Origin of the sequence: Streptomyces sp. MUSC 14 (genome assembly GCF_001866675.1) — a bacterium.
In the GTDB taxonomy this organism is placed as follows: Bacteria; Actinomycetota; Actinomycetes; order Streptomycetales; family Streptomycetaceae; genus Streptomyces.
On record NZ_MLYN01000029.1, the window covers coordinates 1 to 14,138 of the forward strand.

At 68.6% G+C, this 14,138-nt stretch carries 14 protein-coding genes and 1 pseudogene; 8 read left to right on the forward strand and 7 right to left on the reverse strand.

Annotated elements, in window-relative coordinates:
* The first annotated feature begins 395 nt into the window (after positions 1-395).
* The 4 genes from BIV25_RS19735 to BIV25_RS47150 all read left to right on the forward strand — a co-directional run bounded on the left by BIV25_RS19735 (position 396) and on the right by BIV25_RS47150 (position 4,176).
* Positions 396-872 (forward strand): SRPBCC family protein, encoded by a 477-nt coding sequence (locus BIV25_RS19735; RefSeq protein ID WP_071373681.1) that lies wholly within the window; start codon positions 396-398, stop codon positions 870-872.
* A gap of 836 nt (positions 873-1,708) precedes the next feature.
* Entirely contained in the window at positions 1,709-2,221 is a 513-nt protein-coding gene (locus BIV25_RS19740) for a hypothetical protein (RefSeq protein ID WP_071373682.1), read from the forward strand.
* A 337-nt stretch (positions 2,222-2,558) separates the two neighbouring features.
* Entirely contained in the window at positions 2,559-3,308 is a 750-nt protein-coding gene (locus tag BIV25_RS19750) for a UdgX family uracil-DNA binding protein (protein ID WP_071373684.1), read from the forward strand.
* Between the two features lie 82 nt (positions 3,309-3,390).
* Positions 3,391-4,176 (forward strand): DNA-formamidopyrimidine glycosylase family protein, encoded by a 786-nt coding sequence (locus tag BIV25_RS47150; RefSeq protein ID WP_256255925.1) that lies wholly within the window; start codon positions 3,391-3,393, stop codon positions 4,174-4,176.
* Positions 4,177-4,188: 12 nt separating this feature from the next.
* On the opposite strand, the gene BIV25_RS19755 is transcribed toward BIV25_RS47150, so the two are convergent.
* Together BIV25_RS19755 and BIV25_RS19760 are read right to left on the reverse strand one after the other, a co-directional pair.
* Complete coding sequence (locus tag BIV25_RS19755; protein ID WP_071373685.1) at positions 4,189-5,160, reverse strand: LLM class F420-dependent oxidoreductase; 972 nt, start codon at positions 5,158-5,160, stop codon at positions 4,189-4,191.
* A gap of 141 nt (positions 5,161-5,301) precedes the next feature.
* Complete coding sequence (locus tag BIV25_RS19760; protein WP_371273042.1) at positions 5,302-5,751, reverse strand: glycoside hydrolase family 15 protein; 450 nt, start codon at positions 5,749-5,751, stop codon at positions 5,302-5,304.
* 337 nt (positions 5,752-6,088) lie between these two features.
* On the opposite strand from BIV25_RS19760, the gene BIV25_RS19765 reads away from it, so the two are divergent.
* Positions 6,089-6,898, forward strand: a complete 810-nt coding sequence (locus tag BIV25_RS19765) for a SigB/SigF/SigG family RNA polymerase sigma factor (RefSeq protein ID WP_071373751.1) — start codon at positions 6,089-6,091, stop codon at positions 6,896-6,898.
* 833 nt (positions 6,899-7,731) lie between these two features.
* On the opposite strand, the gene BIV25_RS19770 is transcribed toward BIV25_RS19765, so the two are convergent.
* The 4 genes and pseudogenes from BIV25_RS19770 to BIV25_RS54420 form a co-directional block, all read right to left on the reverse strand.
* Positions 7,732-8,292, reverse strand: coding sequence for a hemerythrin domain-containing protein (locus tag BIV25_RS19770; RefSeq protein WP_071373687.1), 561 nt, complete (start codon positions 8,290-8,292; stop codon positions 7,732-7,734).
* On the reverse strand, positions 8,183-8,857 hold the full coding sequence (locus BIV25_RS54410; RefSeq protein WP_371273043.1) for a PP2C family protein-serine/threonine phosphatase: 675 nt from the start codon (positions 8,855-8,857) through the stop codon (positions 8,183-8,185). The genes BIV25_RS19770 and BIV25_RS54410 overlap by 110 nt, the downstream gene beginning before the upstream one ends.
* A gap of 106 nt (positions 8,858-8,963) precedes the next feature.
* Positions 8,964-9,050: pseudogene (locus tag BIV25_RS54415) on the reverse strand (hypothetical protein); the annotation flags it as partial.
* Positions 9,044-9,358, reverse strand: a complete 315-nt coding sequence (locus tag BIV25_RS54420; RefSeq protein ID WP_371273044.1) for a hypothetical protein — start codon at positions 9,356-9,358, stop codon at positions 9,044-9,046. The pseudogene BIV25_RS54415 and the gene BIV25_RS54420, both read right to left, overlap by 7 nt.
* Before the next feature lie 37 nt (positions 9,359-9,395).
* On the opposite strand from BIV25_RS54420, the gene BIV25_RS19780 reads away from it, so the two are divergent.
* Positions 9,396-9,671, forward strand: a complete 276-nt coding sequence (locus BIV25_RS19780; RefSeq protein WP_071373688.1) for an isoamylase early set domain-containing protein — start codon at positions 9,396-9,398, stop codon at positions 9,669-9,671.
* Positions 9,672-9,920: 249 nt separating this feature from the next.
* Here the strand turns inward: BIV25_RS19780 and BIV25_RS19785 are convergent, their stop codons facing one another.
* Positions 9,921-10,811, reverse strand: a complete 891-nt coding sequence (locus tag BIV25_RS19785) for a cation diffusion facilitator family transporter (protein WP_071373752.1) — start codon at positions 10,809-10,811, stop codon at positions 9,921-9,923.
* A gap of 607 nt (positions 10,812-11,418) precedes the next feature.
* Between BIV25_RS19785 and BIV25_RS19790 the strand changes: the two genes are divergently transcribed.
* Together BIV25_RS19790 and BIV25_RS19795 are read left to right on the forward strand one after the other, a co-directional pair.
* On the forward strand, positions 11,419-11,967 hold the full coding sequence (locus tag BIV25_RS19790; RefSeq protein WP_071373689.1) for a type 1 glutamine amidotransferase domain-containing protein: 549 nt from the start codon (positions 11,419-11,421) through the stop codon (positions 11,965-11,967).
* The gene (locus BIV25_RS19795) at positions 11,964-14,069 is read left to right on the forward strand and encodes a catalase (protein ID WP_071373690.1); all 2,106 of its coding nucleotides are present in this window, start codon (positions 11,964-11,966) and stop codon (positions 14,067-14,069) included. Before BIV25_RS19790 ends, BIV25_RS19795 begins: the two co-directional genes overlap by 4 nt.
* Positions 14,070-14,138 lie beyond the last annotated feature (69 nt).

Genomic DNA, 14,138 nt, shown 5'->3' on the forward strand with positions numbered 1-14,138 from the left:
TCGAAGTAGCGCCAGGAGTAGACGACGACCGTGAGGACGAGCGCTCCGGTCAGCAGTGCGAGGCCGACACCGATCCGGTCGCCGACGAGCACGATGCCGACACTCTCGCCGTGCACCGGGGACCAGCCGCCCAGCCACGAGACACTGTGCCCGTCGCCGGTACGCAGCCACGGCTGCGCGGCCGTTGTCGTTGCCCGAATGGCTCTTGTTTGTGGACATGACGAGACTCCTGTGGATGTCATGACCGGCCACCTCAGCCTGGCTCGAGTGGCTGCCAGGTTCCCGCCAAGGCGGTATGGCACGCACGGCCCTGCCGTTGGGGGAGGACAGCTGTCTTCGCCGGACTCTTCCTGGGTACCCGGTGCTTCCCACCACGAGCCGACAAGGAGGAACCCATGAGTTCGGTCAAGGAAACGGTCGACGTGGCGGCCCCGCTCCGCATCGCGTACAACCAGTGGACTCAGTTCGAGGAATTCCCCCTCTTCATGGAAGGCGTCGACGAGGTCAGGCAACTCGACGACCGCCACAACCACTGGACCACAAGTATTGGCGGGGTACGGCGCGAGTTCGACACGGAGATCGTCGATCAGCTTCCGGACGACCGCATCACCTGGCGATCCGTCGCGGGAGACACCCGGCAGCGGGGATCGGTCCGGTTCGAGCGGATTGACGAGACGCACACACGTGTGGAACTCACGATGGATGTCGAGCCGACAGGCATCGCCGAGAAAGGCGCGGACGCGCTGGGCGTGATCGACCGGAGGGTCAAAGGCGACCTGAGCCGCTTCAAGGACTACCTCGAAAGCCGCGGCCACGAGAGCGGCGGCTGGCGCGGCCGCATCCGCCCCGCAGACCCCGGCTCTCCTCTCTGACGAGGTGCACGGGCATCCTCGACGTGCCCGAGCCCAGGATGGCGCACGCCCGGGTCGGCCCGGGCTCGCTGTCGGCCGAGCCCGGCCCGGTCGCGGCGCACGGTGGCGTCGGCAGGGCGCGGCGCGGACCGCCGATCAGGTGAGCGCCACCTGCGAGTTGCGGTGTGCAAGGGCTGCACTGGGCGCCACAGACCCGACCGAACGGACGAAAGGCAGAACGCACGAGGGGACACAGCGGAACGGGGCTCGACGAGCTGGATGGCCGACCACCGCGAGGTCGAGGAGATGTTCGGCCGCCTCCAGGCCATTCCCACGGGCGGCCGGCAACTGCGTGACCTCGTGGACGAGCTCACCACCGAGCGGGGGTGCGGCACCCGGTCGGCGAGGAGCAGACTGCACGCGGCGGTGCGCGAACACGCCGAGGGCGGCGCCCGGCGTCGCGGACAAGGAGGTCGCCGACCACGGCCGCGTCGACGAGATCCTCGGGCCAAGGTCATGGCCCTCACTCGCCCACACCCCTCCGCGCCGAGCACCCCGAGAGCCAGCAAGCTCCTCTCGCCGGGCGTCGGCTGGTGGACCGTACCCGTGACTTCGCCACCAGGCCGCGGCAAGTCCTGGGGTTTCGGCGACGTGCCAGGGGCCGGGCCGCCCGGGAGGGATGCCCGGCCCACGGCGCCCAAACACGAACTGGGCACAGCGTGACCTCGGTCATGCCCCAGGGACCTGGATGCCGCCTAGACTGGTTGGCCACGAACGGGGCAGCGCCGCCCCCGCGTACCAGCTCGCGCACCCGACCAACCGGAGGGGGCGAGCACGCTCCCAGGAAACCGGTCGCCGTGCCCACCGATCTGACACCCGTGATACACGCCTGCGCCCGATGGCTCCTTGCCGCCTACCCGCCGCCCGCAGGCGCGCTCAGCCGTGCCCTGGCCGAGGCCCAGGCACGCCAGGCCGCCGAGCTTGCCGCCCATCTGCGGTACCCCACCAGCCTAGACGTGCAACTGCTCCATCTGTGCGGCCCGGGCGGAGCCGACCAGCTGGACGCGCGCACGGGACACGGTCCGCACGAGGACGTCAGCGCGTGGCGGACCTGGGTGGACGAGACCGTCGTCAGTTGGGCCGCCTGCCTGCTGTCCGACCGCTCTGTTGCCGTTCAGGCACAGCAGGTAGTGGCCGCAACCGAGCACCGGATCGATACCAGCGGTCTGCGACGGCTCGTCGATCCGGGCACCCACGACAGCGAAGCCACCGTGTTGTTGCGCCACCCCGACCTGGTCGGACCCGTCGCCGCCTTGCACCGGTCCCAGCTGCTGGAGCTGCTGCACGTCGAGGCCGCCGGGACGGCGTGACGCCCTTCCGCGAAGGCACGATGGTCTGCCGGTCACAGGGACCGGGTGTCGGTCGCCGGAGGGTCGGACTTCTCGTCGTTCTCCCCCTCGTCGCCCGCGGCCTTGGCCCGCACGTCCCGTGGGGTCGGGCTCACGATGTTCCGTTCTTCCGCGGACCGCTCTCGCGTCTTTTCGTCGGGTTGGGTGCCGCCCCTGCGGTTGCGGTTGGCATTCATGGCAACGTCCTCTCCTCTGTTCCACGCGGCGGGTCCGTGTCCATGCCGCGAGTACCCGGGTACTCGGCATCTGTAACCGCTTGCACAGGGCTCAGGACCAGGAGGACAAGGGGCGACAGGCCATGGCCGGAACGACTGCCGGGGCACCCGGCCGCGATCATGACGCGACGCCCTACCTGCCCGGACGGCGCGCGGGGCTGCCCGGGCTGCGGAAGGCGGCCGCGCAGTGCCGGGGCTGTCCGCTGTACCAGGACGCGGCCCAGACCGTGTTCGGCGAGGGCGACACGACCGCACGGGTCCTGCTCATCGGCGAGCAGCCCGGGGACCAGGAGGACCGCCAGGGCCGGCCGTTCGTCGGCCCCGCGGGCAAGGTGCTGAGACGTGCCCTCGCGGACGCGGGCATCGATCCGGAGCGGGTGTACGTCACCAACGCGGTCAAACACTTCAAGTTCACGGTCCCCGAGGGCGGCAGACGCCGGATCCACAAGGCTCCGACACTCCGCGAGATGACCGCCTGCCGGCCCTGGCTCAGGGCGGAACTGAGAGTCGTGGCACCGGAGGTGGTCGTCGCGCTCGGCGGCACGGCGGGCAGAGCCCTGCTCGGCTCGGGATTCCGGGTGACGGAGCGACGCGGCGCCCTGCTCCCCTGGCCCGGCCTTGCTGGGGGCGATGGCCAAGGCGATGGGACGGGCGACGCCGAGCAGGGGATCTGCGGGCTGGTGGCGACGATCCATCCGTCCGCCGTGCTGCGCGCCGACGACGCCGACCGCACGCGGATCTACGACGGTCTCGTCGACGATCTGCGCACCGTGGCCCGCCTCATGGCCGACGGCGACGGAACCGGTCGGCGAGCCGAGGGCCGCAGGAGGTGACCATGCCGGAGTTGCCCGACGTCGAGGGCTTCCGCGACGTGCTGAACGGCTGTGGCTGGGCAGGTGCGTCCGGCGGGTCGACGTGCACGATACGGATGTACTGCGCGGGGTCGGCGTGCGGCGCCTGCGCCGGGAGGGGGAGGGGCGGTGGCTCGGCCGGCCGTGGCGGCACGGGAAGTTGCTGATCGTCCCCGTCAGGGACGGCCAGGCCCTCGTCTGGCACTTCGGGATGACTGGCAAGCTGGTCTGCGCCCGCGCGGACGATCCGCCGACCGCCCATTCCATGACCACCAGGGTGACCTGCTCGGCGACGAGCCAGTCCCTCAGCTCCAGCAAGGAGTTCGTCGTGGTGGCGAAGGTACGGATCTCCTGCCGCCGTGATCGCCGGCCCACTCGGGCTGGGGGCGCGGACGCACGCCTTGAGGTCCTTCTTGCCGATGTCCGGCGCGGCACAACGCTGGTGCAACACGTCCATAAGCCCCTCCCCGTAACGGCGTCACCAGGCGTGCCGTCCGGAGGAACCACAGGGCTGAAGAGTCTGGTCCGCGTGCTGCCGCAACAATTGACGGTCCCTGTCAGCAGTCCCCAACGCCATACTGAACGACGAGCTCACAGGCATCACAGATTCGTCGGCGTCCCGGACGGACACACCCCCATTTTCCCGGCCTCACGGCGGCCGGCGCAGCCGGTCCGGGTTACTGAACGGAAAATCGATCTTCGGGAGGGCAGGCGGCAGCATCCGGGCCGCTTGCGGACCGGATGTCGGGGGTGGGACAGGTCAGGTGGTCGCGGGTTCGACGGTGACCTGGTGGCCGAGGGGCCGAAGCGCCAGTCAGTCCAGGAGTCAGACCGCCGAGCGGAGCCGTAGCAATCATCACTGTCAGTCCAACGCCGCTTGCAGCGCGGGGATTAGCGTCCCTTTCGACCAGTCCAGGAACTGCGGCTGTGAGTCACCGCCGATCTGTACCAGGGCGACTTCGGTGAAACCGGCTTCTGCGTAGGGGAGTACGGCTTGGACGAAGTCTTCCGGGTTGTCGCCGCATGGAATGGATTCCGCGATGTCGTCCGTGGTCACAAATGCGGTCGCCGAGGTGAAGGAGTCCGGGTGGGGCAATTCGGCATTCACTTTCCAGCCCAGACCGAACCAGCGGAACTGTTCGTGCGCGCGGCGGGCGGCCGCTTCGGGGTCGGGGTCGTAGCTGACCGGAAGCTGTCCCACGCGCGGTTTGCCAACACCACCGTGCCGATCGAACGCTTCGAGGAGCCCCTTCTTGGGCTCCGTCGCTATGACCAGGTCGGCGAGGCGACCCGCGAGCGCGCACGACTGGTTGCCTGAGACGGCGATTCCGATCGGCGGAGGGGTCTCGGGAAGGTCCCACAGACGCGCCGAGTCCACTCGGAAATGAGCGCCGTGACGTGTCACATGCCCGCCGCGGAACAACGCGCGGATGATCGAGACTGCTTCCTCCAGCATTTCATGCCGCACGTCGACCGAAGGCCAACCGGAGCCCACCACGTGCTCATTGAGATTCTCACCGGCCCCCAGACCGAGCCGGAACCTGCCCTCGGACAGTAGTTGAAGGGTGGCAGCCTTCTGCGCCACGACCGTCGGGTGATACCTAATGGTCGGACAGGTCACATACGTCATCAAAGGAATGCGTGAGGTGGCCTGGGCCGCGGCTCCGAGCACGCTCCATGCGTAGGAGGAGTGTCCTTGCGACGGCAACCAGGGAAAATAGTGGTCAGATATGACCGAGAAATCAAAACCCGCCGACTCAGCCTGCACAAGGTGGTCCACAAGGTCACGTGGACCGGCCTGCTCGCTCATCATCGTGTATCCGATTCGCGTCACGACTCCGCGAGTACCAGGGCCGATGGACACGAAACACCGATCGATTTCCTGCTCGACAAGACGCAGTCTGCACGTGTGATTCGCCGGCACGTGTGCAGAAACGGTGTCCGAGCGCCCTCCTGGCGAGCTGACGCCCGGGGATCAGTGTGGAAGTGTCGAGGCGTCGTTGAGGCGGACGGCGCATTCCAGCAGGAGCGCGTGGACGAACGCCTGGGGAGGGTTGCCGCGTAGCTGGCGTTGACGCACGTCGTACTCCTCCGCGAACAGCCCGGAGGGCCCGCAGGCCGCCAGGGTCCGTTCGAACCAACGCAGGGTACGGTCGCCCAGTCGGTCGTTGGCCAGCGCCATGGTGAATCCGCACAGCAGGAAGGCACCTTTGGCCTCGCCCAGGTGGGTCCCCGGATGAACGGAGCGGTTGAGGTAACCATGCTCGGCCAGTCGTTCCTCGACGAAGCGGTGGGTGGCCGCGCTGCTCAGTTCGTCGGCGGACAGACAGCCCCGGGCCAGCGGCGTGAGCAGAGCGGCCTCCGGCCCATCGTCATCGGCGGCCCGGCGCCACCGGCCGTCGGCACGCAGGAAGCGCACACTCACGGTCGCTCCTCGATGACCAAGCGGCAGTTGGAGAACGCCTTCGGTCGTTGACGACTGACGATTCGCGTGGTGAACATGCGTAGCACGCCTGGTCGGGATGCTGATCGGTGTGCACGGCGATACGGAAAGCCAAGCCGCCGCCAAATCCGCAGCCCGCAAACCTCTGCCTGCTGTGTTTGGCTGCCTCGACTCGGAGAAGTAGGCAAATGGGTGTGTTTCGGACATGAGGCATGTCTGTGGGAGCGGCGTTCCTGTCGCCCGGGCGAGCTGTCCGAAGCGCGTCGTGTGTTCATGGTGAGCGTCGTTCGTCTCTCGCGTATGAGAGGTGCGGTGCACCATGCGAACCCCTACGAGCGCGTGTCCGGGCGCGCGACACCATCGTCACGACGATGCCCCGGAAACCGAGCAGGCGTTTCGCCGACTGGCGTCGCTGCCGCCGGGCGGTGAGCGCGACGCGCTCCGTGAGGAGCTGGTGGAGGCCTGGCTGCCGATGTCCGAGCGGATCGCGGGCCGCTTCCGCGGCCGGGGCGAGAGCGAGGAGGATCTGCGGCAGGTGGCGGCTCTCGGGCTGGTCAAGGCGGTTGACCGTTACGACCCGGGACGCGGCAGTGCGTTCGAGAGTTATGCCGTTCCGACGGTGGCGGGGGAGATCAAGCGGCACTTCCGTGACCATCTGTGGAGCGTGCACGTGCCGCGCCGCATACAGGATCTGCGCAACCGGGTGCGGGGAGCCGTGCGGGACCTGGCACCGGCTGTTTCGAACCACTCACCGAGCGTGAGAGAGATCGCCGATTACACCGGTCTGAGTGTGGAGGACGTCCGGGCCGGGCTGGTGGCGTTGGAGGGTTATGCCGCGTTGTCCCTGGACGCCGAGGTCCGGGGCAGCGATGACGGCTACTCGATCGGTGACACGCTGGGTGCCTGCGATCCGGCGTTGGACACGGTGGTGGACCGTGAGGCGGTCAAGCCTTGTCTGGCGGCCCTGCCCGAGGGTGAACGGGCCATCTTGTACATGCGTTTCTTCAAGGAGATGACCCAAGGCCGCATCGCCGAGCAGCTGGGGATCTCGCAGATGCATGTGTCACGGCTGATCAGTCGTTCCTGCCACCGGCTGCGTGATGAGGTTCTGCAGGATGGCGCCTCCTGATGGTGCAGTTTCGTGCGGGGCGGGGCGCGTAGAAGGGCCGGATGGGGGGACATGGTGTGCAGGGCGGGTTCAGCGGTCCCGGGGGCTGGCCCGGTCAGGCTCCTCTGGTTCGGACCGTGAGCCGGGGGAGCCGTCGTGTGGCCGGTGCGGTACCCGGGGGCGGGACTGTGAACTGGTGGGGCGGGACACGTCACTGTCGGCCGAGGACGGTCGTGCACGTCGTGTCGGGTGAGGGCCCGGGGCAGTCGCTGGCGTTTCCGGGCCTTCAGGAGGATTCGCGTATCCACAGTTCTCGAAATCACCCGGCGAAGGTATGCGCAGGCCCCGCCCGCCTGCTTGGGGTCGCCCCGGAATGCGGTCAGGCTCTGGTTGGGAGAAGCTGAGATCATGGTCGAGGGGTCCGCGATCGTGGAGGCGGCTGGCGGGTCTGGCGGCCGTCGCGTGTGTGCCATCGAGTACGGCGGTGGCCCGGAGGTGTGGCCGCGTCAGGGGGGTGGGCCGAATTGCTGTCCGACACCTGCACCGGCGGGCCCGCGCTCGTTGGTGAGGGACAGAGGCCGTCCTGACAGGACCTGCCGCGACTCCCGCGACATCGGGCTGTGGCGAAAGGGCTGCCGCGCACAGTAGCTCCGGCATCACGGGGGAGGGGGCACCCAACGGAATCGGGCTACCAGCTTCAGGTCATCGCCGTTCTTCCTTGTCGGTCCCTGCCTGGGGCCCCAAGAGTCCGTAGATCCGGTGACTCATGCCTCGCATCACAGCCAGCCGCGCGCCCGGGTTCCTGACCAGGAACCCGGGCGTGAGCCGCTCGACCCGAACGGGCTCCCGTGGGGTCAGGACTTGCCGCGGCCTGTGATGAGGTCGCGTGCCCGGTCCACCAGGCCGGCGCCCGGTGCGAGGAGCTTGTTGGCGGGCGGGGTGTTCGGGGCGGAGGGGTGCGGGCGGGTCGGGGCCAAGGACTTGGCTCGGCGGATCTTGTCCCCGAGGTCGTTCAGCGCCTCGGGAGAGCACGCCTGGCGCAGCATCGGGAAGAGGTGCTGCTCCTCATCCTGGACATGGGCGGAAACCTCGTCCATGAGCTGCTGCAACAGCGGGCTCATCTTCGGATCGTCGGTGTCCGTCTTCTCCAGCTGCTTGAGGAGCTTCTCGACCCGGCCGTGGTCCGCGATCTCCTTGTCCGCGATCCGGTCGCCCCTCTCGATGTGCTCGCGCACCGCTGGATACAGGTACTCCTCCTCGGCGATCGAGTGCCGTACCAGTTCGATTGTGACCTCGTCCACCACGTCACGGAGTGCCTGCCCGCCGCCCGGCATCGCCTGGACCCGGGCGAACATCTCCTCGACCTCCCGGTGGTCCGTCATGAGTTCCGCGATCACGTCTCCGCCATGCCCCATTGTCTGTCCGCCTCTCGCTGGTCATGTCTGGGCCGGGTCGGTCCCACCCAGCTGACAGGGTTCCCCATCGCGCACGCAGGTCCGTATGCCTTGCCCGTGTAAGCGACGCGCCCTCGCGCAGCCAGTCTCGAATGACGATCGGATTACTGGCTTCCGCGGCCACAGCGGTTCGTCTTCCCGCTGTCCGACCTGTTGAGGTCTGGTTCATCCGTCCTGTCCATGTGCTCTTCTCGTCCCGAGTGTCCGACGGGCCCGGCGTGAAACCTGGTTCGGGCCCGGTGGTGCGCGCCGCGGGTGATGGCGTGAGCTGGTCCTGGTGGGCGGCGCGCCATTCCACGAGGAGCACTGTCGCGTCGTCGTTGAGATGGCCCGCGTGGTGTTCGACGACCGCGTGCATCAGCCGGCGCAGGGTCTCGTGGAGCGTCTGGCGGCCGGAGTGGTGGCGGACGATGAAGTCGACGAAGCGGTCCCGGCCGAACTCGCGCCCCGCCGCGTCCCGGGCTTCGACGATGCCGTCGGTGTACAGGAGGAGCCTGTCGCCTGGCTGGAGCTGGTGGTGGCGCACGGTGACAGGCAGGCCGAGCCCGGTGCCAGTCGGGGCGGGGCGGGCAGGAGAGCTCGAAGGCCCAACGGTCGTCGCGGATCACAAGCGGAAGATGGTGCGCGCGGTTGATCCAGGTCAGCGTTCCTGTGTCAGGATCGAGGTCGGCGAGGATGCCGGTGACGTAGCGGCTGCCGCCGAAGTGCGGGGTCAGCAGTCCTCGATGGCCTGGCTGGTCTCGATGAGCGAAGCGCGCTGACGGCGGGCGTTGCGCGACGTCGCGACGGCCAGGGTGGCGGTCATTCCGGCGGTGGTGTCGTGTCCCATGGCGTCGAACACGGACAGATGCAGCGCGCTGCCGCCGACCGCGTAGTCGAAGACGGGTGGGATCGGGCCGGTGGCGGGTGTTTGGTGCCGAGTACCTGGTATGCGGCGCCTTACACGGCCCGGCCGGACGGGTGACAGCGTGGCCGAGTTGGTCCAGCGCCACGTGGCAGCTGGTGCCGCGCACGCGATGATCGGCAAAGACGCCTCACCGAACCCTCAAGGAGCGATCAGCCCGATGTTGGAGCGCACCCGGCACAAGAAGCACACCAAGGTCACCTTCATCCTGCCCGCAGGCCATCCGGCCAGAGAGGCCAGCGTGGTGGGTGACTTCAACGACTGGCAGCCTGGCGCCCACCCGCTGACGCCGCGTCCCGACGGCACCCGCGCGGTCACCGTCACCCTGCCGGTCGACCAGCAACTGGGCTTCCGCTACCTCGCACACGGCGACTACTGGTTCGACGAGGACGACGCCGACGGCCACGACGGCCGTAACAGCCTTCTGCACACCTGACCTGACGCTTCGCTCGGCCCAGGCCTGGGGCTGGCGCCGGTACCGCTGGACGTCGGGTGTGCGCTTCGACTCTCCGCGCCGGCGGGCGAGATCTCTTTGGTCCCGGCCACCAGCCGGTCGGCCGGGGTCTACCGGATGGGTGGGTTCACGGTGGAGCCGGACAGTTCCCCGGATGTCAGCGGCGGGGGCCGGGGTGGCCGCCGCGGTCGCGGGGGAAGGATGCCTGCTCTTCGAAGGGAAGCTGCGAGTCTAGGAGGGCGGGTCTTCCTCGGGGCCGGGTGCCTCGGTGATGTCCAGGAACACGTGGATGGCCTGCGGCCACTGCGTGGTGATCCGTCGTTTGAGTCGCACACAGACCAGTTCGACTTCCTCACTGTCGAGCCCTGGCACCAGATCGACGCGGGCGGCGACGAGCGCCGAGTCCATCCCCAGTCGCATGGTCAGCAGCGCCGCGACCTTGTCTATCTCGTTCTGGGACCCGAGGAAGTCACCGATCCGGTCGCGCAGTTCCGTGTCGACCGCCTCGCCGATCAGCCGGCCGCGTGCCTCCCGGGCCAGCCGATAGGCCACGCACAGCAGGAGCAGTCCGATCGCCATGGACGCGCCGGCCTCCCAGCCGACCTGCCCGGTCGCCATGTGCAGAGCGATGCCGAGTGCCGCGACGATCGCGCCGGTCACTGCTGTGGTGTCCTCCGCGATCACCGTGCGCAACGCCGGGTCGGCCGCGCCGTCCCGCTGTCGGCGCGCCTGGTGCAGGGCGCGGAGCAGGGAGGCCCCGTCGGCCAGGAGTGCGATGCCGAGCACGGCGAGCCCCGCCGTATAGCCTGCCGGCGACTCCTGGCGGTCCGACCGCAAGGCCTGAGCGCCCTGGTACACCGAGAAACAGCCGCCCATGACGAAGATCCCCACCGCGGCCAGCAGCGCCCAGAAGTAGCGTTCCTTGCCATAGCCGAACGGATGACGGTCGTCGGCGGGCCGCTTGCTGCGGCGTACGGCGATGAGGAGAAACGCCTCGTTCAGGCAGTCCGCGACCGAGTGCGCCGCCTCCGAAAGAAGGGCGGGGGACCCGGCGAAGAGCCCAGCGACCGCTTTGGCCGCGGCGATCACGAGATTGGCTGCGAGGGCGACCAGAACGGTCATCCGGGTCCGTATGTTCCGGGCCGTGGAGTTCCGATCGCGCCGCCTCTCCGTGTCCGTCACCAATGCAGCCCTCCAGCCTGCCGTGCGGACCCCGCTTGCCGGCTCGCGGCCCGGACACGACGGGGACCGAGCGCGGATCTCGGGCCCGCCTCGCCGTTCCGTTCGCATCCGGCCCGGACATGCCAGGGCCCGACGCCCCCTCCACGCCCGAATGCCCCGGTGGGCCGTGTTCATGCGGGGACAAGGGAGAACGGCCGCGTGTGCGGAGCGCGCCGACGGCCCACCCTCCCGTGGGAGCGCCTAGGGCAGGCGGTAAAGCGGTCGCGGTGGGGTACCCGGGCGGGGAGCGCGGTGACAGCACCGGGCCAGAGCCTGAAAAGGGGCTGCAACGGGATGTGCGGGACATCGTGACTGCCCCGACTGCCGTGGAGGCCCGCGTCGGTGACGTGGGTCCCGGGTGATGTGCGACCGGGGCATCGGCCTGGGCGTGGTGGTGGCCGACAGCGAACTGATCGGCCTGGTCGGTATGCGGCCGTGATTGCCCATGTGACCGCGCCACCGCGACCACCGCAGAACGAGGAACAGGGGGAAGGAGAGTTGACGGATCATGCGTATCGCTTTTCTGACAGCGCCTGAGGGCGTCGAACAAGTGGAGTTGACCGAGCCCTGGCAGGCGGCTCTGGCGGCCGGGCTTGATCCGGTGCTGGTGTCGACCAGCCCCGGCCAGGTGCAGGCTTTCCACCATCTCGACAAGGCCGACACGTTCACCGTGGACGAGGTTGTCGGGGACACGTCGGCGGAGTCCTTCGGCGGCCTGGTGCTGCCCGGCGGGGTCGCCAATCCTGACTTCCTGCGGATGAACGACAAGGCCGTCGCGTTCGTGAAGGACTTCTTCGAACAGGGGCGTCCGGTCGCCGCGATCTGTCACGCACCGTGGACGCTCGTCGAGGCGGACGTGGTACGGGGTCGCGAGCTGACTTCGTGGCCGAGCCTGCGCACCGACATCCGTAATGCCGGCGGCACCTGGGTTGACGAGCAGGTGAAGATCTGCGACCACGGGCCCAACAAGCTGGTCACCAGCCGGAAGCCGGACGATCTCAAGGCGTTCTGCGCGGCGTATCTGGACGTGTTCGAGCAGCAGGAGACGGGCCGATGAGCGCGGCCCCCGACCGCAAGGGCGAACAGCTTGATGCCTTCCGCGCCCCCGACCCCGCTTCGGGGCCGCTCACCACGGACCAGGCCGTGCGGGTGGACCACACTGACGACTCGCTGACCGTCGGTGAGCGCGGGCCCACGATGATGGAGGACTTCCACGCAAGGGAGAAACTCACCCGCTTCGACCATGAACGGATCCCGGAGCGGGTCGTCCACGCACGCGGCTCGGGCGCGTACGGATACTTCGAGCCATACGAATCCTGCGCCGAGTTCACCCGTGTGGCCTTCCTTGCGGACCCCTCCGTGCGCACGCCGGTCTTCGTACGGTTCTCGACCGTGCAGGGACCCCGCGGCTCCGCCGACACGGTGCGCGATGTACGGGGCTTCGCCACCAAGTTCTATACGACGGAAGGGAATTATGATCTGGTTGGAAACAATTTCCCGGTGTTCTTCATTCAGGACGGCGTCAAGTTCCCGGACTTCGTACACGCGGTAAAACCGGAACCGCAGAACGAGGTCCCGACGGGAGCCTCGGCCCACGACACCTTCTGGGACTTCGTCTCCCTGCAGCCGGAATCCTTGCACGCTGTCATGTGGCTGATGTCGGACCGCGCGATCCCTCGCAGTTATCGCATGATGCAGGGCTTCGGGGTGCACACCTTCCGCTTCGTCAACGCCGTGGGGCGTGGCACGTTCGTGAAGTTCCACTGGAAGCCGCAGCTCGGCGTGCACTCGCTCGTGTGGGACGAGGCGCAGGAGTGCCAGGGCCGTGATCCGGACTTCAACCGGCGAGACCTCTGGGACGCTATCGAGGCGGGGGCGTTTCCGGAATGGGAGCTGGGAGTCCAACTCGTACCGGAGGAAAACGAGTTCGTCTTCGACTTCGACCTCCTGGACGCCACGAAGATCATCCCGGAGGAGCAGGTCCCGGTCCTGCCGATCGGCCGCATGGTCCTGAACCGCAACCCGGAGAACTTCTTCGCGGAGACGGAGCAGATCGCCTTCCACACCGCCAACCTCGTGCCCGGGATCGACTTCACCAACGACCCGCTGCTCCAGGCCCGCAACTTCTCGTATCTGGACACCCAGCTGATCCGGCTGGGCGGTCCCAACTTCAGCGAGTTGCCGGTGAACCGCCCGGTGGTCCCCGTGAACAACAACCAGCGCGACGGCTACCACCAGAGCACGATCCACCGCGGCACGAGTTACTTCCCCAACTCCCTCGGCGGAGGCTGCCCGGCCCCGGCGGGCATGAACAGTACGGCCTACACGCACTACGCAGAACGCGTCGACGGTGCCAAGATCCGCCAACGCAGCGCGAGTTTCCAGGACCACTACAGCCAGCCGTCGATGTTCTGGAACAGCATGGCGAACTGGGAGAAGCAGCACATCGTGCAGGCGTTCCGGTTCGAACTCGGCAAGGTTGGTGCACGGGACGTGCGCGCCCGGATGGTCGATCAACTCGCCCAGGCGGACGTCGGGTTGGCGAACCTGGTGGCGCGAGGCATCGGGGTGCCCGAGCCGCAGGGCCGTACGGGAGCAGCGTCCAAGCAGTGCTCACCCGCCCTCAGCATCGAGGCTCTGTCCGCGGACGGGTCGATCCGCACCCGCCGGGTAGCCGTGCTGGCCGCCGACGGCGTGGACGAACGCCACGTTGCCTCGATACGTGAGGCGCTGACCCCCGAGGGCGCGGTCGTGGACGTGCTGGCCGCGACGGACGGCACCGTACCGACAGCCGACGGTGAGCCGTGCCCGGTCGACCGTGCGCTGCCCACCGTCGCCTCCGTGCTGTACGACGCTGTGGTGCTGCCCGGTCATGCCACGGACGTCTCGCCGCTCAACGGCGATCAGGACGCGATGCGCTTCGTACGGGACGCGTACCGTCACGGTAAGCCGGTGGCGGCGCTGGGCAACGGAGTGGACGTACTGACGGCTCTGGAGCCGGAGGGGGTCCGCCTGTCCACGCGGTCCCATCAGTTGGTGGCCGACCAGGGTTTGGTGACCGACGCCGGACCGGACCCCGCGGGCCCCGACTTCGCACGGGCGCTCGTCGCCGCCGTCGCGGCACACCGCCATTGGGGCCGGTCGCCGGCACGCTGCTGAACCCGGCGCACCAGGTGCCCGCTTCGCGCGACCGACCGCCGGTACCCGCGTAGCGGGATGTCGGAACGG

Coding starts and splice junctions, on each gene's coding strand:
- BIV25_RS19790 (WP_071373689.1), top strand. CDS start 11,419: ATGCGTATCGCTTTTCTGACAGCGCCTGAGGGCGTCGAACAAGTGGAG.
- BIV25_RS19795 (WP_071373690.1), top strand. CDS start 11,964: ATGAGCGCGGCCCCCGACCGCAAGGGCGAACAGCTTGATGCCTTCCGC.
- BIV25_RS19750 (WP_071373684.1), top strand. CDS start 2,559: ATGGCCGGAACGACTGCCGGGGCACCCGGCCGCGATCATGACGCGACG.
- BIV25_RS19785 (WP_071373752.1), bottom strand. CDS start 10,811: ATGACCGTTCTGGTCGCCCTCGCAGCCAATCTCGTGATCGCCGCGGCC.
- BIV25_RS19735 (WP_071373681.1), top strand. CDS start 396: ATGAGTTCGGTCAAGGAAACGGTCGACGTGGCGGCCCCGCTCCGCATC.
- BIV25_RS19780 (WP_071373688.1), top strand. CDS start 9,396: ATGTTGGAGCGCACCCGGCACAAGAAGCACACCAAGGTCACCTTCATC.
- BIV25_RS19765 (WP_071373751.1), top strand. CDS start 6,089: ATGCGAACCCCTACGAGCGCGTGTCCGGGCGCGCGACACCATCGTCAC.
- BIV25_RS19770 (WP_071373687.1), bottom strand. CDS start 8,292: ATGGGGCATGGCGGAGACGTGATCGCGGAACTCATGACGGACCACCGG.